Raw genomic sequence first — 17,964 nt, forward strand, 5'->3', positions numbered from 1 at the left:
CAGCCGTTCTTTCGGCACAAGCTGGAGCGCACCCCGATGACCCCGACCCCTGCCCCCGCCATATGGCCAGCAAACCGCGATGGCCTTGCCCTTGTGGATACGACGCTTGGCGACATGCTGGACACACAAGCCGCCCGCTTTGGCACGCGCATGGCGGTTTGCGTGGATGATGCGGAACGGGGCGAAGCCGTCACATGGACCTATGAGGAACTGCGCGCCCATGCCGACCGTGCCGCGCGCGGTTTGATAGGTTTGGGTGTGCAGGCAGGCGACCGTGTGGCGCTGATGGCCCCGAACTGTGCGGAATGGGTCCTGCTGGAATACGCGCTGGCCAAGGTGGGCGCGGTGCTGGTCACGGTCAACCCCGCGCTGAAACGGGATGAACTGGCCTATGTGCTGGCGCAAGGGCGCGTCAGCGCGCTGATCTTCGCGCCGCAATTTCGCGGGGCGGATATTGGCGCGGACCTGCTGGCACTGATGCCAGATCTGGCCAGTGTCACGGACGGTCACCGCGACCAGCCTGCAGAATTTCCGCTGCTGCGCAATCTTGTGTGCATTGGCAAGGGCGGTAGTGCGTTCGCGCGGCCCTTCGCGGAAATGCTGGATCTGGGCGATACTGTGCCCGACAGCGCGCGCCAGACCCGTCAGGCCGCAGTGAAGGCCCGCGATGTGGCGCAAATTCAATATACCAGCGGCACCACCGGCAAGCCCAAAGGCGCAATGCTGACGCATCATTCCACGCTGAACAACGCCCGCCTGATGGCAGATCGCGGCGGATATACGCCCGATGATGTGATGCTGTCGGCCATGCCGCTGTTTCACACAGCCGGATGTGTGTGCAATGTCATGGCCATGCTGGCCTGTGGCGGATCTCTGGTCACGATGGACGCGTTCGACCCCGCGCGCATGCTGGCCCTGTGGCAAACCCACCGCCCGACCTTGCTGAATGCCGTGCCCACCATGATGACCCGTATGCTGGAACATCCCGACGCCGCACGCACCGACCTGCGCACGCTGCGCCGCGTCGTTTCCGGCGGCACCAATATTCCCCCCAGCCTGATGCGGCGCATGCGTGACCAGACGGGCGGCGAGCCGTTGATCATTATGGGCATGACGGAATGCAGCCCCGTCATAACCCAGACATGGCCCGATGACGACCTTGAAACCCGCCTGCAAACGGCGGGCACCCCCCTGCCGCATACCGAAATCCGCATCATCGATCCTGACACCGGCGCGGTTGTGCCATTTGGCACAGCCGGTGAATTGTGCATTCGCGGTTATCTGACTATGGCGGGCTATTTCGACATGCCCGACAAGACCGCCGAAACAATCGACAGTGACGGCTGGCTGCATAGCGGCGATCTGGCGGTGCTGGAGGCCAGCGGCCATTTGCGCATCGTCGGGCGCCTGAAGGACATGATCATTCGTGGCGGTGAAAACGTCTATCCGGTGGAAATTGAAACCTGCCTGCTGGACCACCCGTCCGTCAGTCAGGCGCAGGTCGTGGGCGTGCCCGATCCCGAGTTGGGAGAGGAGATTTTCGCCTTCGTTGTACCCACAGAGGGCAGCACTGCAACAGAAACCGACTTGCAAGGCTTTTGCAAAACCCGCATGGCACGCCACAAGATGCCGAAATATATTTCCATTGTGGACCGGATGCCCATGACGGCAAACGGCAAGATCCAGAAATTTGCGCTGCGCAAAGCGGCAGCGGACGCCATTGCAAATGGCACGATAAAGGCGGTGCGCAGATGACAAACTCCCCCCTGCTGACAAAACGCGATGGTGCTGTTCTGGTCCTGACCCTGAACCGGCCCGAAGCGCGCAATGCCCTTAGCCCCGAATTGATCTGCCGGCTGGCCGACACGCTGGCAAATGCCGCCGACGACCCCGATATCCGGTGCATTATCCTGACGGGTGCGGGCGAACAGGCGTTCTGTTCGGGCGGCGATCTGGCGCTGTCATTGCCACTGCTGTCAGGCGCGCGCGCACCCCAAACCGACTGGGACCACCGCCTGCTGAATGAAGACGGGCTGGATGCGCGCATCGCGTTTCGCGGGTTTGAAATGAACAAACCCGTCATTGCCGCGATCAATGGCCCGTGCATGGCGGGCGGAATGGAAATGCTGCTGGGCACCGACATCAGGCTGGCTGTGCCGCATGCACGGTTTGCCCTGCCCGAAGCGGCGCGCGGCGTCATTCCCTTCGCGGGGGCGCTGGTGCGGCTGCCGCGCCAGATCCCCTATGCGCTGGCCATGGAAATGTTGCTGACGGGCACTGCCATAGACGCCGAAACCGCACTGAAGGCGGGGCTTGTCAGTCGCATTGTGCCCGGCGAAGACCTTATGACCGCCGCCATGGACATAGCCCAGCGCATTGCAGAAAACGCCCCGATTGCGGTGCGTGAAATCAAGCGCACGGTCACTGCGGCAAGCGGGCTGACCCTGAATGCGGGCTTCGATCTGGAAGACCGCGCCAAGGATGTTGTTATGGCGACGGATGACGCGCGCGAAGGGCCGCGCGCCTTTATCGAGAAGCGCAAGGCGGTCTATCATGGAAGGTAATGCGCAGACATGCAGGCTGGATGGCAAAACCGTCATTGTCACGGGTGCGGGACAGGGCATAGGCAAAGCCACGGCACTGGCACTGGCGCAAGCAGGTGCGGCAGTTATCGTCAATGATGTGGACAAAGACGCCGCCAATTCGGTTACTGGCACCATACACGAACAGGGCGGCCAGGCTGCAACAGTGATTGCCGCCATCGGCACAGACGGGGCCGCAGAGGCCTGTGTCAGCGCAGCGGTAGACCATTTCGGCCGGCTGGACGGGCTGTTTGCCAATGCAGGTGTGCTGCGCGACAGTGTCTTGTGGAAAACCGAAGATGACGCGTTTGATATGGTCATCACCACCCATCTGCGCGGCACATTTCAATGCGCGCGCGCGGCAGTGCGGCAGTTTCGCGCGCAAGGCGGGGGCGGCAGCCTGATCTATGCGGCGTCCCCCGCTGGCCAGTCGGGCAATTTTGGTCAGGGGGCCTATGCTGCGGCCAAGGCGGGAATTGTCGGCATGATGCGCAGCCATACGCTGGAACTTGCACGCGACAAGGTGGCGGTCAACGCCATCATCCCCACGGCGCTGACACGCATGACCGCAACCATTCCCGCACTTGCCCCGCATGTGGCCGCCATGGAACAGGGCCACCCCCTGCCCGATAATTTGCGCGCGAAACATGGCATCGGCACCGCGCAGGACATCGCCCCGCTGGTTGTGTTTCTGGCATCTGACGCAGCGCGCGGCATATCGGGGCAATGTATCGGCATTGGCGGGGACCGCCTGTCGCTGTGGTCGCACCCGTCCGAAATACGGACCGCAACCCGTTCCGGGGGCTGGAGTGTCGAAGACCTGGCGCATGGCTGGCATGATTTCAGTGCGGATGCGGTGCAACCTGTCGGCGTTCCGCTGGTGTTTGACTGATACCTTATGCAGCCCTGAACCCAACGGAACTTCGGTCCGGACGGTCGCAAGGGGGATCACGGCGCGGCAGAAACCCGCTGGGACAATGGCATTTGTGCCAATGGCCTTGCACGGCACGGCACAGATTGTATTCAGGTCAGTGCCCCGCTGCATGGAACCTGTAGAATGACAACGCCCCAGTTTCTGGTCTTCGCAATCCTTGCCGCAACACTTGCGCTGTTTCTATGGGGTCGTCTGCGCCATGATGTCGTCGCACTTGTGTCGCTGATGGCCTGTGTAATTGCAGGGCTTGTTCCCGCGACCGAGGCGTTTTCCGGATTCGGACACCCCGCAGTCATCACCGTGGCCTGTGTTCTGATCCTTAGTCAGGGGTTGCAGAATACGGGTGCAGTGGACTGGCTGGCACGCAAGGCCCTGCCAAGGCAGGCGGGCCTGCTGGCCAGTATGACCGCGCTTATGGGCCTTGGGGCGCTGCTGTCGGGGTTTATGAACAATGTCGGGGCCATGGCGCTGCTTATGCCTGTGGCCGTCAAACTTGCGGGCAGGCTGGACATGACTGCGGGACAGGTGCTGATGCCGCTGGCGTTCGGCACCATCCTTGGCGGAATGACCACCCTGATCGGGACACCGCCCAACCTGATCGTTTCGGGGTTTCGCGCCGAAACAGGGCTGGGACATTACGGAATGTTCGATTTTGCGCCGGTGGGCGCGGCGGTTGCGGTGGTTGGGGTGCTGTTTGTCGCGCTGTTGGGCTGGCGGCTGGTTCCCGCACGCAAGGCGTCCGGATCCGAGAGTTTCGAGACGGGCAACTACCTGACAGAAGTGCGCGTGCCCGACGACAGCAAGGCCGTTGGCCTGACCCTGCGCGCCTTCGAGCGCGAGATCGAAGACAGCGAGTCGCAAGTTGTGGGGCTGGTGCGCAACGAGGTCCGCATCACTGCGCCCCATGGCGGGCGGCGCATTCGCGCAGACGATATTCTGGTTCTGGAAGCGGATGTGGAAACGCTGGCGAAAGCCTTGTCCGTCTTTGACATCAAACTGGAAGAACAAGGCCCGTCTTCCGACACACCCGATGTGCAGGACGCAACCACGACGAAACCGGACGAAACGGATGATAAACCCGACGATGATACGGATGACGACAGCACAAAACGCGACGAAGACGTCGTGCTGCGCGAACTTGCTGTGCTGCCCGGTTCCAGCATTGTCGGACGCTCGGCCAGTGATCTGCGGTTGCGCACGCGCTACGGGCTGAACCTGCTGGCCGTTTCGCGCGAAGGCCGCCCCCCGCGCGCACGTCTGCGCACCCTGAACCTGAAATCAGGGGATCTGTTGCTGATGCAAGGCCCCGCCGAAGTGCTGTCTGATTTCATCAACGACACCGGCTGTGTGCCCCTTGGCGAACGTGAATTGCGTATCCCCGACCGGCGCATGGCGCTGATCGCGGGGGCCATCATGCTGGGATCGGTGGGTATTGTCACCGCTGGCCTGTTGCCTGCGGCAGCCGCGTTCACATTGGGGGTGATCGCATCCATGCTGTTTCGCACAGTGCCGCCGCGACAAGTCTACACGGCAATCGACTGGCCGGTGATCGTGTTGCTGGCGGCATTGATCCCTGTTGCAGGCGCAATGCAGGCGACAGGGGCGGCCGATATACTGGCGCGGTTTCTGGTCAGCACAATCGCGCAGGGCAACGCCATTGCCGCGCTGGTCGTGGTGCTGATTACAACGATGCTGCTGTCGGATGTGATGAACAATGCCGCAACCGCTGCCGTGCTGTGCCCCATTGCAATCGGGATCGCCGGTGCATTGGGTGTCAATCCCGACAGCTTCCTGATGGCAGTGGCGATCGGGGCATCCTGTGCGTTTCTGACACCGATAGGGCACCAGAACAACACGCTTATCCTTGGGCCGGGCGGTTTCGGATTTGGCGATTACTGGAAACTGGGCCTGCCACTGGAGGCGCTGGTCGTTGCCGTCAGTATTCCGATGCTATTGTGGATATGGCCGTTATGACGCAGCACAACACATAAGGCCTTACAGCGCTGCTGCGGTAGTCAACATGCAAAATGAAAAGCACCGCCGCGCAAATATTCATGCGCGGCGGTGCGTATCGATATAGTGTTCTATCGTCAGTCGCGGTTTTAGCGATGGGTCGGTGCGTTGCCGCCAACCACTGTCCCTGCCGCTGCGCCGCCCAGAATTGCGGCTGTCCGGCCCGACCCTGACCCGATTTGCGTGCCCGCTGCGGCGCCCACAAGACCACCCGTTGCCGCATTGATTTGCGGATCGTTGGTGCAACCGGCCAACACGCCCAGACCTGCTACGAATACCGCGGTGATTGTAACTTTCTTCATTTCTGTGATCCTTTTATCTCACAAGCGTTCCTGAACCTTCGATGCGAAAGCAACTGCAAATCGCGACCCTTTCGGACACCAGCACCGTTGAACACACCATTCGTCTACCGATACCATCTGCACTGATGCAAAGGATGCTCTCGTCCCAATGATAACGCCGCAGACCGTGAAAAAGTTTCACCCCCTATGGCAGTTCACGCCGGTATCGTCGCACTTGTGCCCCGTATTTAACGGCACACACAGGCTGATATCGCATTATAGTCCAATGCTGGCACCCCCAACATAAAACTGCACACCATGTCACACATCTGTGTGAAAACCTGCGGGTCATACGCCCACGGGCCAGTGCGCGCACCAGCGCCCTTGGGGTATGTCGCATTCACGGGACATACCCTACTGAACGGTTTTGCATGTTCGAGAAGGCCGAAACCGGTTCCCGGTTTCAAGCAATACGCGCTACAGCATCAGAGGAACAAAGGTAACCGCAACCAGAACCACGATCAGCATGCAAAGATACGGCACGATTGCGCGGATAATACGTTCCAGCCCGATGCCAGTGACCGAAGATGCCACATATAAATTGATCGCCACCGGCGGGGTAATCATTCCGATCGCCAGCCCCATGACAATGATGATCCCGAAATGCACCGGATCAACGCCAAGCTGCACGGCAAGCGGCAGCAAAATCGGGGTCAGGATGATCAGCGCGGATGCCGTCTCGATGAAAACGCCTGTAAGCAGGATCAGCACCAGCATCAATGCAAGAATCAGATAGGTTTCGGTCGAAAAGCCCAGCACGAAGCGCGCGATTGTACCGGGAACCTGCCAGCTGGACAGCGCCCAGCTTAGGGCCGCAGATGATGCAATCACAATCATGATCACGGCCGTCGTCACGCCCGACCGGACCAGCAGGTGATACAAGTCGCGCAAACTGATATCGCGGTAGATAAACAACGACACCAGAATGGCGTAATTCACGGCAACCACTGCGGCCTCACTCGGGGTGAAAATACCGGAAAAAATGCCCCCCAGAATGATGACCGGCGTCATCAACCCCCAGAATGCCGCGCGGAACGTGCGCCAGATTGTGGACAGCGCAAATTTCTGACCCGCCGGATAGGCCCGCCGGTAACCTTGCACCAAGGCAATCGCCATCAGCCCCAACCCCATCGCCAGACCGGGGATAAACCCGCTTAGGAACAGTCGAGAGACGGATTCCTGCGCGATCACCGCATAAATGATCATCGGAACCGATGGCGGGATAACCACCCCGATTGTTCCGCTGGCCGCAATCAGGCTGGCAGCGGATGCGGGATCATAGCCCTTGCGTGTCAGTTCGGGAACCAATGTCGATGACACCGCCGCCGTGGTCGCCGCACCAGACCCCGAGATTGCCGCAAAGAACATGCCCGCCAGCACCGACACCACAGACAACCCGCCGCGCACAAACCCGATCAGGGCCTCGGCAAAGGCGACCAGCCGCGCACTGACGGCACCACGCGCCATAATATCGCCTGCCAGAATGAACATCGGGATCGCCACAAGCGCGAAGGAATTTATACCCGAAAACATTTGCTGTGGCATAACCAGCAACGGCACACCCGCCGCATACATGGCCGCAAGGGTCGCCGCCCCGATGGCGATTGCAACAGGCACACCAACCAGAAGAAACACGGCAAACAGGCCGAACAGCAGCAAGCTCATTGTGGCATGCCCCCTTGCCCGTCCAACCTTTGGCCGAAGATCAGACGCAGCAAATCACTCAGGCTGAACCACGCGATCAATCCGGCAGACAGCGGGATCACGGCATAAATATACGTCATCTGGATGCGCAGCGCAGGCGAGCGCTGGAAAGAACTCATGTCCATATAGGCCAGTCCCAGCCATGCCAGCGCCACGGCAAAGCCGCATGTTACCGAAAGCGCCGTAATCTGGATAATATGGCGCGGGGTGCGTGGCACCGCATCCGCAAGAAATGTCACGGCAATATGCTTGCCCTGATGCCACGCCAAGGCAGCCCCCAGAAAGGTAAGCCAGATCATCAGAAAGCGCGCCACCTCCTCGGTCCAGCCGACGGCGGTGAAGAACACGCGGCTGACAATCTGAAGTGTGATGACCGCAATCAACGCGGCCATCCCCAGTGCCACAACGGGCTTAAGGATGGCCGCAAGGGCATTATCAACAATGCCAATCAGACGCAGCATTTATTCGATCGCGGCCCGAATACGCGCAAGGTAGTCGCCGAACGCCTCGCCATAGCGGTCATAGACGGGCATGATGGCCTGCTGAAATGCCACCAGGTCGGCGTCATCGATGATCGACATGCCGGCGGCGCGCAACTCTTCAAGCTGGGACAATTCCATTTCAGCGTTGAACGCGCGGGCGGCTGCACCGGCCTCGGCGGCGGCTTCGACAACAAGCTCTTGCACGGCGTCTGGCAGGTTGTTCCATGTCGGCATGCCCATGACCACAACCGCAGGGGCATAGGTGTGGCGCGTCATGGTCATATGCATCTGGGTTTCATTCAGTTTGAACGAATGGATCACGCCCACCGGATTTTCCTGCCCGTCAATCGTGCCTTGCTGCATGGCGGTCAGGGCCTCGGTCCAGGCCATGGGTATGGCGTTGGCCCCCAATTCGCGGAATGTGTCGGTATAGACAGGGTTTTCCATGACACGAATGCGCAAGCCGTCAATATCTTGCGGGCTGCGAACTTCGCGCTGGCTGTTGGTCAGGTTCCGGAAACCGCGTTCGGAATAGGCCAGCCCCTTCAGGTTGACTTCTTGCAGGCGGTCCAGAAGTTCCTGACCGATCTCGCCATCCAGCACATCATAAGCGGCCTGTGGTGACGGGAACAGGAAGGGAAGCTCGAACACGGCCATATCTTCCAGAAAGTTGGCAACAGGTCCGTTGGTGATAACACCCATATCGACCGAGCCGATCTGCATGCCTTCCAGCAGGGTGCGTTCGTCCCCAAGGCTGGCATTCGGGAACAGTTCGACAGTAACCTTGCCATCTGTGCGGGCCTCGACGATTTCCTTGAACTGTGTCGCGGACACATGGAACGCATCCTGTTCATTGACAACATGTGCAAGGCGCAGGTTGATCGGTTCCATATCAGCAAAATCTGCCATTGCGGCGGTGCCGCTTGCCATAGCGAAAGCTGCCGCCAGGGTAATCATATTCGGTTGCATGTCTATCCTCCCTTTTGAATTTCCGGCGCATGGCGGGCGCCGCATATGCCCGACAGGCGCCGCCACATTCACGACTTGGGCGTAGCATTGCCCGTTTTCCGCGCCGCGTTCAAGCCCGCCCTGACACATAGCCTCTGGAACGATTCCGGCCGCCGCACGTTAGATAGGCTGGAGGAAGCCATGTCATCATTCCGCAAAAACCGCATCACCAAACCGATTTTCCAGTGGGCCAAAGGCGCTATGCCCGGCTTGTCCGCAACAGAACAGGAAGCGCTGGAAGCGGGTGAAGTGTGGTGGGACGCCGAATTGATGTCCGGCAATCCGGATTGGGAAAAACTGCTGGCTGTACGCCCGCCATCGCTGACACCACAGGAACAGGCGTTTCTTGACGGACCCTGCGTCACGCTTTGCGACATGCTGGACGACTGGGCCATCAACCGCATCGATGGTGACCTAAACCCCGAAGTCTGGCGCTTCATGCGCGAGAACGGTTTTTTCGGCATGATCATCTCCCGAAAATACGGCGGATTGGGTTTCTCGGCCTTCGCCCATTCCGAAGTTGTGCGCCGCCTGTCCATGGTTTCGATCCCCGCAGCAGTAACAGTGATGGTGCCAAACTCCCTTGGACCGGGCGAGTTGCTGCACCTGTTCGGGACTGACGACCAGAAGGATTACTGGCTGCCCCGACTGGCCGATGGTCGGGAACTGCCCGCCTTTGGCCTGACCAGTGACGACGCGGGGTCGGACGCTTCTGCGATGGTCGACAGCGGGATTGTGTGTCACGGCGAATGGCAGGGCAAGCAGGTGCTGGGCATCCGGCTGAACTGGGCCAAACGCTACATCACACTGGCACCCGTGTGCACGCTGCTTGGACTTGCCTTCAAGTTGCATGATCCGGACGGGTTGCTGGGCGACGATCCGGAACCCGGCATTACCTGTGCGCTGGTTCCGACTGATCTGGCAGGGGTCGAAACCGGACGCCGCCATATTCCCGCAGGCACCATGTTCCAGAACGGGCCGACAACAGGCAAGGATGTCTTTGTTCCCTTGGAAAACATTATTGGCGGTCCCGAGCAGGCAGGCAAGGGCTGGATGATGCTGATGAGTGCGCTGGCAGCCGGTCGCGGGGTTTCCCTGCCGTCACTGGCATGTGCCGGCACGACACTGGCCGCGCATTCCAGCGGGGCTTATGCGCGGGTGCGTCACCAGTTCAACCTGCCTATTGCCCAGTTCGGCGGCATTCAGGAACCGCTGGCACGTCTGGCCGCGAATGCATATGCCGTCAATGCCGCGCGCCACCTGACCTGCGCCGGACTGGATGAGGGGCGCGCGCTGTCTGTCATTTCCGCGCTTATGAAATATTCAGCCACCGAACGGATGCGCAGCGCCATCGATGATGCAATGGATATTCACGCGGGCAAGGCGGTCATTGACGGACCCATGAATTACCTTGGGGCCAATTACCGTGCGGTGCCAGTGGGTATTACCGTTGAGGGGGCCAATATTGTAACCCGTTCGCTGATGGTTTTCGGTCAGGGGGCAATCCGGGCGCATCCGCATTTGCTGGATGAAATTCAGGCATTGGAACAGGGGCAGGCACAGGCGGGGCTTGACGCGTTCGACACACATTTCTGGCGCCATGTCCGGCATTCCATACGCACACTGGGACGCAGTGTCGGGCGCGCGATAACCGGCGCGCGCTTCGCACCGGCCCCGCGCATGGCCCAAGAGGCGCATGACGCCCCCATATATCGTGAACTCGCCCGCTGGTCAGCCGCCTATGCGATCACTGCGGATATGGCATTTCTGACCATCGGGGGCGGATTGAAGCGTATGGAAATGCTCTCTGGCAGAATGGCAGATATCCTGAGCGAGCTTTACATCACCTCGGCAGTGCTGAAGCGCTGGCAAGATCAGGGCAGACAGGCCGAGGATTTTGAACTGGTCGCCTATAATGCGCAGCGTTCCTTTGCCCGCATCAGCGCCCTTCTGGATGAGACGATCGCAAATTTCCCTTCACGCAGTGCAGCGCTGCTGCTGCGGATGATTACCCTGCCGCGCTCGGTCGCGCGCCCCCCCTCGGACCGGCAAATCGAACGCTGTGCGGCACTTGTCAGCACGGCCGGACCTGCGCGCGACAGGCTGTGCGGCGATCTGGGCGGTCCGGGCCAAAGTGCTGGCATCAAGGCCCTGAACGACGCGTTTGACAAAACGAACGCAGCCGCCCCCCTGCGCCGGAAATTGCGGGAACTGGACATGTCCGCCACACAGGCACTTGAGGCGGGACTTCTGACACAAGCGCAGAAGGACCAGCTTGATGAGCTTGCGCGCGCAACCGCCAAGGTGGTTGCCGTGGATGATTTCAGCAAGGAAGAATTTTCCGCACTCCTGCCTGCTGCCGGACAGACAACCCGAACGCCAAAGCCACCGGAGGCCGCCGAATGACACAAACCCAAGACGTATTTCTGGTTGACGGCGCGCGCACCCCCTTTCTGAAGGTGCGCGGCAAGCGCGGGCCGTTTACACCTGTCGATCTGGCCGTGCAATGTGGCCGCCCCCTTCTGGCACGCGCAAATATTGCGCCGGATGCGTTCGACATGGTCATACTGGGCTGTGTGAATGTCATTGCCGATGAAATGAACCCTGCCCGCGTTGCCGCGCTGCGGCTGGGTATGGGGGCGCGGATGGTTGCGTTCACGGTCCAGATAAACTGCGGATCCGGCATGCAATCCATCGATACCGCATTCCGCACCATCCGCGAAGGGTCGGCCGATCTGGTGCTTGCGGGCGGGACAGAGGCCCTTAGTCACGCGCCATTGGTGCTGCGCGATGATGCCGTCGATTGGCTGGCAGGCATGCAAGCGGCCTCTGGTCCGCTGGCGTCTGCACAGCAGGCGTTGAAGGCCAGACCATCACATCTGAAACCGGTCGTAGGGCTGGAACGCGGGTTGACCGACCCGATTACCGATCTTGGCATGGGCCAGACAGCCGAAATTCTGGCCCACCATTTCGGCATTAGCCGGAAAATGGCCGACACCTATGCCGTAGAAAGCCACGCCCGCCTGCGTGCCGCGCAGGAAAACGGCGTATTGACGGATGAAGTCCTGCCCGCCTTTGACCGGAACGGAAACGCATATCATGCCGATGATGGCCTGCGTGCAAACAGCAATGTCGGGAAACTGGGCGGATTGAAGCCCGTTTTTGAAAAACCCTTCGGACAGGTCACTGCAGGCAATTCGTCGCAAGTGACCGATGGGGCAAGTTGGTGCATTCTTGCATCTGCCCGCGCTGTAGAAGCCCATAACCTGACGCCGGTTGCGCGGCTGGTGGACAGCGAATGGGCTGCCCTTGACCCGTCCGTCATGGGGCTTGGTCCGGTTATGTCGACCACACCATTGATGTCGCGCCACAACTATGGCTGCGATGACATTGACCTTTGGGAAATAAACGAAGCCTTTGCCGCGCAGGTGCTGGCCTGTCTGGCCGCTTGGCAAGATCCCCGCTTTTGCCGTGATGTTCTGGGGCTTGCGGACAGCTTCGGGGCCATCCCGCGTGACAAACTGAACGTCAATGGCGGCGCTATTGCACTGGGGCATCCTGTCGGGACCAGTGGAAACCGCATCGTGCTGCATCTGGCAAACGCGCTGAAGGCAACGGGCGGCAAGCGCGGAATTGCAACCGAATGTATCGGCGGCGGACAAGGCGGCGCAATGCTTCTGGAGGCTGTATAATGACCACCCGAATGCAAGATTATCTGAACGCATCAAGGCTGGAACTGGGAAACACCGCCGGTGCCTTGGGCGACGGGCACTGGCGCTATGGTGTTGATGATGACGGGATCGGCTGGCTGGTGCTTGATTGCACGTCATCCTCTGTCAACACGATCTCGGACAAGGTGCTTGAACAACTGGACACCCACCTGTCACAGATCGAGGCGGCTATGCCCAAAGCGCTGGTTCTGCGGTCGTCGAAGTCCGCAGGCTTTGCGGCCGGGGCCGATATAAATGCCCTTGCGGGACTGGCAACAGATCAGGCCGAAACGCTACTGGGCGATGCGCATGCGGTTCTGCACCGCTTGCAAGGGCTATCGTGCCCAACAATCGCGGTCATTCACGGCGCGGCACTGGGTGCAGGGTTTGAAGTGGCGCTGGCATGCGATTACCGCGTTGCGATTGACGGTGCATCTTTCGGCTTGCCAGAGGTGCAGCTGGGCCTGCATCCCGGTTTGGGCGGCACTGTGCGCCTGCCCGCCTTGATTGGTCCGCTGCAAGCCATGCAGATGATGCTGAGCGGAAAATCCGCACATACCAGACGCGCGAAGGATCTGGGCATTGCGGATCTGGTGATTGAAGAACGGCATTTGCGCAATGCAATCGCGCAGATTGTATCTGGCAAGGTAAAGCGGAAATCGCGCGGGGTGAAAGACAAGGCATTCGACCTTGCGCCCGCAAGATCGCTGGCCGCTGAAAAGATGCGCCGCAAGGTGGAACAGAAAGCCCCGAAGGCGCATTACCCCGCCCCCCATGCACTGATCGACATTTGGGTGCAGCATGGCCATGACCCGCACGCCATGCAAAAGGCCGAGATCGCCTCGTTCGCGGGGCTGCTGCAATCGGACACCAGCAAGAACCTGATCCGGGCCTTCATGCTGCGGCAGACCCTGAAACAGGCCGCCAAGGGCACCTGCGACATAGCCCGTGTTCATGTCATCGGGGCCGGTATCATGGGGTCTGAAATTGCCGCATGGACGGCAATGCAGGGCAAACGCGTCACGGTCAGTGATCCGGATGGCGACGCCCTTGGCAAAATGGTCGCGCATGCCGCGCAAATATGCAAGGACGCACACAAGGACAGCCTTGCCACACGCGACACGCTGGACCGCCTGATGCCCGATCCGAACGGCTATGGTCTGCGGCATGCCGATCTGGTTATCGAGGCGGGTCCGGAAAACGCCGACACCAAGACGGCCATATTCGCGGATCTGGCGGGCAAAATGAAATCCGGTGCCATTCTGGCGTCGAACACGTCCAGCCTGCAACTTGATGGCCTTACGGGACATGTGCCCGACAAGACGCGTTTTGCGGGGCTGCATTTCTTCAATCCGGTCAGCAAGGTTCCCTTGGTCGAAATCGTCAGTCACGGCGCGACCGATCCGCAGACGCGCGATCAACTGATGGCGTTCTGTGCGGCAATCAATCGGCTGCCAGTTCCGGTGTCGGACGCACCCGGTTTTCTGGTGAACCGTGCGCTTATGCCTTATCTGCTGGAGGCACTGTTGCTGATGGATGAAGGCATCCCTAAGGCCCGCGTGGACCGCGCCGCGCTGGAGTTTGGCATGCCAATGGGGCCTGTCACGCTGGCCGATCAGGTCGGGCTGGATATCTGCCTTGATGTGGCCGAAAGCCTGAATTCATCGCTGGACAAACCCATTGCCGACATCCCGCCCATACTGCGCGACAAGGTCGAGGCGGGCGATCTGGGCCGCAAGTCAGGGCGCGGCTTCTACGATTGGTCAGACGGCACACCCAAGCCGGTGTCAAACGCCAGCATCGGCCCCGAGCTGACCGACCGCCTGATCCTGCCCATGCTGAACGCCTGTGCGGAATGCCTGCGCAAGGGGGTGACGGACAGCGTGGACCAGCTTGACGCTGCAATGATCTTTGCGACAGGTTTTGCCCCCTTTCGGGGCGGGCCGATGAAGTACGCGGGAACGCGCGGGTATGACGCCATTCGCCAGCGACTGTCTGAACTGGAAAAGGCGCATGGCGCACGGTTTGCGCCGGACCCCTATTGGGGTGAACATGCCTGACTCACCTGCGCAGTTCACGTCAGAAGAACCTGTCATTGACTGGATCTTGCAAACGGTCGGGCATGACCTGCGCGTTGCCTTACCGCTTGGGCTGGGCAAACCTGTCACACTTGTGAATGCCCTTGTGCGCAGGGCCTGCGCCGATCCGTCAATCAGGTTGCGGATTTTCACGGCCCTGACACTGGAACGGCCCACGCCTGATACCGATATGGCGCGCCGGTTTCTGACCCCTGACGCAATGGACCGTTTGTTCGGCGATTACCCGCAAATTGAATATGCGCGGCTGTTGCGTGACGGAACCCTGCCTGAAAACATCGAAATCACCGAGTTTTTTCTGCAAGCCCCAAACTGGGTAAACGTGCCAGCGGCGCAACAGCGCTATGTGTCGGCCAATTACACCCATGCGCTTGATGTTTTGCTGGACCAACGTCCGAACCTTGTCTTGCAACTGCTGGCTGGCAACGGAACGCACCTAAGCCTGTCTTGCAATACCGACATAACCAGTGATCTGCTGCGGCTGCGCAGGCAGGGCAAGGCAGAGTTCACATTTGTCGGGCAAGTGCATTCCGATCTGCCATTCATGCCCGACCCCGCAGAAATCGCACCCGCAGAATGCGCAGCGCTGCTGGCGCAGGATGCGCCGCCGCATGCGCTGTTCTCGGTTGCCAAACAGCCGGTCAGCCAGCACGATCACGCCATCGCCTTGCATGTCTCGCGCTTGGTGTGTGATGGCGGCACGCTTCAGATCGGCATTGGCCAGATCGGCGATGCCATTGCCAATGCCCTGATCCTGCGACAGGACGGGCGAATTACGCCCATATGGCAAGACTGCCCGTTCCTGCGTGCGGACAGGTTTTCGGAACATGGTGCGTTCGATATCGGTTTATATGGCCTGACTGAAATGCTGGTGGACGGGCTGCTTGCCCTGTTCGAGAAAGGCATTATCCGCCGAGAGGTGGACGGCGCAGCCATCCATGCAGGTTTTTTTCTGGACAGTCATGATTTTTATGAACGCCTGCGCGCCCTGCCCCCGCGCGAACGCGCGCGCATTGCCATGATGCCTGTATCCTACACAAATACACTGCTGGGCGATGAAGACAGGAAACGGGCGGCACGCAAACAGGCGCGGTTCATAAATTCCGCGATGATGGTGACATTGCTGGGGGCTGTTGTTTCGGACGGAACCCAGGACGGGCAGGTTGTCAGCGGGGTCGGCGGGCAGTTCAACTTCGTAGATCAGGCCTTCGCGCTGCACGATGCACGCGCCATCATCACCCTGCCGGCCACACGGACCGGAAAATCGGGATTGTCGTCAAATATCCGGTTTTCCTATGGCCATATCACGATACCCCGCCACCTGCGCGATATCGTCGTCACAGAATACGGCATCGCGGATCTGCGCGGCAAAAGCGATGCGGACACAGCGGCCGCGTTGATTGAAATCGCCGACAGCCGTTTCCAGAACACCTTGATCAAGCAAGCCAAAGCTGCGGGAAAATTGCCGGAAACCTACCAACTGCCTGAAACGGCGCGCAACAACACACCCGAAGCGCTGCACAGATGGCTGGCGCCACATAGCGCGGACGCCCTGCCGGATTTTCCCTTCGGCACGGCCTTCACCCGGATAGAGAGATATTTGATGCCTGCACTCGCGGACCTGAAGACAGCCAGCGCCCATATGCCAACGCTGCTGTGGCGCATTCTGCAAGGGATGCGCGGCCACCCCGCACGCATGGAGGAGGACGCCGTGAAACGCATGGCGCTGGACCGGCCGGATGGCATGAAGGCGCGCGCGGCACAACTGGCCTTGCGCGGGGCATTGCGACGGCAGGAAAAGCAAGCCATCGCATAGCAACGCCTTGCTGCGCCTATCGATCAGGTCGCACGCATTTGCGCACGGACCACTATCCGGCCCGCGCGGCAATTGCGGCCCCGTCCTGCAGCGTGCTGGCGGGATACAGGATAACGCGGTCCCCTTCGGCCAGACCGTCCAGAACCTCGGCCTTGTCTGCGGCCTGTCGGCCAATCGTAACGCTGCGCAGACGGGCGCGGCCATCATCATCTATGAAAACCGCCCATCCCTGTGCATGGCGGAATAGCGCCGCTTGCGGGACTTGCAGGATATGTTCGTCTTCCCACAGGATCAGCCGCAAATGAACGCGAAACCCGTCGCCCAGACCCGCGCGCCCTTCTGGCGGCGTCAACAGGTCCAGCCGCAAGCGCACGCGCTGTTCTTCAATTCCAAGGGCGGATACGCGGGTAAACGCTGCCGGCTCGATCCTGCGCAGACGGGCCTCCAGCGTGCCATCTCCGCCCCAGCGTTCGACAATCGCGCGCGCACCGGACGGCACCTGAACCGCGTCTGCAGAAAGCAGGTCCAACTCCACCTCCAACTCGTCCAGATTTCCAATCGTCAGCAAGGGCGCGCCCGCCTGAACCAGACGCGCGTTTTGGTCGCTGACGGCCAGCACGATACCTGATTGCGGGGCAAGAATACGCAGACAGCATTCCCCCGCCGCGCCATTTGTCAAGGTATTGGACTGTGGCCCCATCAACTGGGCCTCGGTGCGAACCAGTGTTGCACGATTGAGTGCCAGCTGCTGCTCGGCGGCGGCGCGGGCCTGTTCGGCGTTTTGATATGCCGCTTCGATATCTTCCAGCATGCGTTGGGCAATGGTCCCGCGCGCCGCCAGTGCACGACCACGTTCCAGCTGGGTGGTGGCATGGGCAAGTTCCGTTTCCGCCTGACGCAGGCTTGTACGGGCCAGCGCGACAGCGGCTTGCGCTTCTGTTATTGCTGCTTCTGCCTGCGCGCGGGCGCGCGCATCCATCAGCGCGGGGTCCGACGGTTGCAGAATCGCAACCACGCTTTCGCCAGCCACCACGGCATCCCCCACCTCGACGGGGGAACGGGTCGCGGTGCCGGTGATTGGCGCAGCAATCGCGTAGGGGTCGCGCACCCGTGTCACGCCCTGCGCAAGGATTTCACCGCGCATGTCCCCACGGGTTACGCTGGCCAAATCAACCTGCAGGGGCTGCGGCCACAGCGCCCAGACCAGCGCGGCCGCCATACCCGCCGCAAACAGCCCTATTCCCACCCTGCGCATCATGCTCATCGCGTTCACTCCAA

At 60.6% G+C, this 17,964-nt stretch carries 13 protein-coding genes; 8 read left to right on the top strand and 5 right to left on the bottom strand.

Annotated elements, in window-relative coordinates; all coding sequences use genetic code 11:
* Positions 1 to 36 precede the first annotated feature (36 nt).
* The 4 genes from ACTIE1_RS03735 to ACTIE1_RS03750 all read left to right on the top strand — a co-directional run bounded on the left by ACTIE1_RS03735 (position 37) and on the right by ACTIE1_RS03750 (position 5,490).
* Entirely contained in the window at positions 37 to 1,755 is a 1,719-nt protein-coding gene (locus tag ACTIE1_RS03735) for an AMP-binding protein (RefSeq protein ID WP_439561744.1), read from the top strand.
* Positions 1,752 to 2,564 carry an enoyl-CoA hydratase/isomerase family protein gene (locus ACTIE1_RS03740; protein WP_439561745.1) on the top strand — a complete coding sequence of 271 codons (813 nt, stop codon included), beginning with the start codon at positions 1,752 to 1,754 and terminating at the stop codon, positions 2,562 to 2,564. The genes ACTIE1_RS03735 and ACTIE1_RS03740 overlap by 4 nt, the downstream gene beginning before the upstream one ends.
* Positions 2,554 to 3,474, top strand: coding sequence for an SDR family NAD(P)-dependent oxidoreductase (locus ACTIE1_RS03745; RefSeq protein ID WP_439561746.1), 921 nt, complete (start codon positions 2,554 to 2,556; stop codon positions 3,472 to 3,474). Before ACTIE1_RS03740 ends, ACTIE1_RS03745 begins: the two co-directional genes overlap by 11 nt.
* A gap of 165 nt (positions 3,475 to 3,639) precedes the next feature.
* Positions 3,640 to 5,490, top strand: a complete 1,851-nt coding sequence (locus ACTIE1_RS03750; RefSeq protein ID WP_439561747.1) for an SLC13 family permease — start codon at positions 3,640 to 3,642, stop codon at positions 5,488 to 5,490.
* 128 nt (positions 5,491 to 5,618) lie between these two features.
* Here ACTIE1_RS03750 and ACTIE1_RS03755 read toward each other — a convergent pair whose 3' ends face one another.
* The 4 genes from ACTIE1_RS03755 to ACTIE1_RS03770 all read right to left on the bottom strand — a co-directional run bounded on the left by ACTIE1_RS03755 (position 5,619) and on the right by ACTIE1_RS03770 (position 9,025).
* Complete coding sequence (locus tag ACTIE1_RS03755; RefSeq protein WP_439561748.1) at positions 5,619 to 5,831, bottom strand: glycine zipper 2TM domain-containing protein; 213 nt, start codon at positions 5,829 to 5,831, stop codon at positions 5,619 to 5,621.
* 456 nt (positions 5,832 to 6,287) lie between these two features.
* A complete protein-coding gene (locus tag ACTIE1_RS03760) occupies positions 6,288 to 7,535 on the bottom strand; it encodes a TRAP transporter large permease (RefSeq protein WP_439561749.1) in 1,248 nt (415 codons plus the stop codon).
* Positions 7,532 to 8,035 (bottom strand): TRAP transporter small permease, encoded by a 504-nt coding sequence (locus ACTIE1_RS03765; RefSeq protein ID WP_439561750.1) that lies wholly within the window; start codon positions 8,033 to 8,035, stop codon positions 7,532 to 7,534. Before ACTIE1_RS03765 ends, ACTIE1_RS03760 begins: the two co-directional genes overlap by 4 nt.
* On the bottom strand, positions 8,036 to 9,025 hold the full coding sequence (locus ACTIE1_RS03770; protein ID WP_439563266.1) for a TRAP transporter substrate-binding protein: 990 nt from the start codon (positions 9,023 to 9,025) through the stop codon (positions 8,036 to 8,038). It lies immediately after the preceding gene.
* 180 nt (positions 9,026 to 9,205) lie between these two features.
* Between ACTIE1_RS03770 and ACTIE1_RS03775 the strand changes: the two genes are divergently transcribed.
* From ACTIE1_RS03775 to ACTIE1_RS03790, 4 genes are read left to right on the top strand one after another with little or no spacing between them, the layout of a single operon-like run.
* A complete protein-coding gene (locus ACTIE1_RS03775; RefSeq protein WP_439561752.1) occupies positions 9,206 to 11,470 on the top strand; it encodes an acyl-CoA dehydrogenase in 2,265 nt (754 codons plus the stop codon).
* Positions 11,467 to 12,756, top strand: a complete 1,290-nt coding sequence (locus tag ACTIE1_RS03780) for an acetyl-CoA C-acetyltransferase (protein WP_439561753.1) — start codon at positions 11,467 to 11,469, stop codon at positions 12,754 to 12,756. The genes ACTIE1_RS03775 and ACTIE1_RS03780 overlap by 4 nt, the downstream gene beginning before the upstream one ends.
* A gap of 11 nt (positions 12,757 to 12,767) precedes the next feature.
* Positions 12,768 to 14,834 (top strand): 3-hydroxyacyl-CoA dehydrogenase NAD-binding domain-containing protein, encoded by a 2,067-nt coding sequence (locus ACTIE1_RS03785; RefSeq protein WP_439563267.1) that lies wholly within the window; start codon positions 12,768 to 12,770, stop codon positions 14,832 to 14,834.
* Positions 14,827 to 16,686: an acetyl-CoA hydrolase/transferase C-terminal domain-containing protein gene (locus tag ACTIE1_RS03790; RefSeq protein ID WP_439561755.1), complete on the top strand. Its 1,860-nt coding sequence runs from the start codon at positions 14,827 to 14,829 to the stop codon at positions 16,684 to 16,686. Before ACTIE1_RS03785 ends, ACTIE1_RS03790 begins: the two co-directional genes overlap by 8 nt.
* A gap of 52 nt (positions 16,687 to 16,738) precedes the next feature.
* Here the strand turns inward: ACTIE1_RS03790 and ACTIE1_RS03795 are convergent, their stop codons facing one another.
* Positions 16,739 to 17,944, bottom strand: a complete 1,206-nt coding sequence (locus ACTIE1_RS03795) for an efflux RND transporter periplasmic adaptor subunit (RefSeq protein WP_439561756.1) — start codon at positions 17,942 to 17,944, stop codon at positions 16,739 to 16,741.
* Positions 17,945 to 17,964: the final 20 nt, after the last annotated feature.

This window comes from Roseinatronobacter sp. (assembly GCF_051859525.1).
Classification (GTDB): Bacteria; Pseudomonadota; Alphaproteobacteria; order Rhodobacterales; family Rhodobacteraceae; genus Roseinatronobacter.

Bases quoted from the DNA above. Each gene is read 5' to 3' on its own strand.
- ACTIE1_RS03750 (WP_439561747.1), top strand. From the start codon at position 3,640: ATGACAACGCCCCAGTTTCTGGTCTTCGCAATCCTTGCCGCAACACTT.
- ACTIE1_RS03795 (WP_439561756.1), bottom strand. From the start codon at position 17,944: ATGATGCGCAGGGTGGGAATAGGGCTGTTTGCGGCGGGTATGGCGGCC.
- ACTIE1_RS03785 (WP_439563267.1), top strand. From the start codon at position 12,768: ATGCAAGATTATCTGAACGCATCAAGGCTGGAACTGGGAAACACCGCC.
- ACTIE1_RS03770 (WP_439563266.1), bottom strand. From the start codon at position 9,025: ATGCAACCGAATATGATTACCCTGGCGGCAGCTTTCGCTATGGCAAGC.
- ACTIE1_RS03775 (WP_439561752.1), top strand. From the start codon at position 9,206: ATGTCATCATTCCGCAAAAACCGCATCACCAAACCGATTTTCCAGTGG.
- ACTIE1_RS03740 (WP_439561745.1), top strand. From the start codon at position 1,752: ATGACAAACTCCCCCCTGCTGACAAAACGCGATGGTGCTGTTCTGGTC.
- ACTIE1_RS03745 (WP_439561746.1), top strand. From the start codon at position 2,554: ATGGAAGGTAATGCGCAGACATGCAGGCTGGATGGCAAAACCGTCATT.
- ACTIE1_RS03780 (WP_439561753.1), top strand. From the start codon at position 11,467: ATGACACAAACCCAAGACGTATTTCTGGTTGACGGCGCGCGCACCCCC.
- ACTIE1_RS03765 (WP_439561750.1), bottom strand. From the start codon at position 8,035: ATGCTGCGTCTGATTGGCATTGTTGATAATGCCCTTGCGGCCATCCTT.
- ACTIE1_RS03760 (WP_439561749.1), bottom strand. From the start codon at position 7,535: ATGAGCTTGCTGCTGTTCGGCCTGTTTGCCGTGTTTCTTCTGGTTGGT.
- ACTIE1_RS03790 (WP_439561755.1), top strand. From the start codon at position 14,827: ATGCCTGACTCACCTGCGCAGTTCACGTCAGAAGAACCTGTCATTGAC.
- ACTIE1_RS03735 (WP_439561744.1), top strand. From the start codon at position 37: ATGACCCCGACCCCTGCCCCCGCCATATGGCCAGCAAACCGCGATGGC.
- ACTIE1_RS03755 (WP_439561748.1), bottom strand. From the start codon at position 5,831: ATGAAGAAAGTTACAATCACCGCGGTATTCGTAGCAGGTCTGGGCGTG.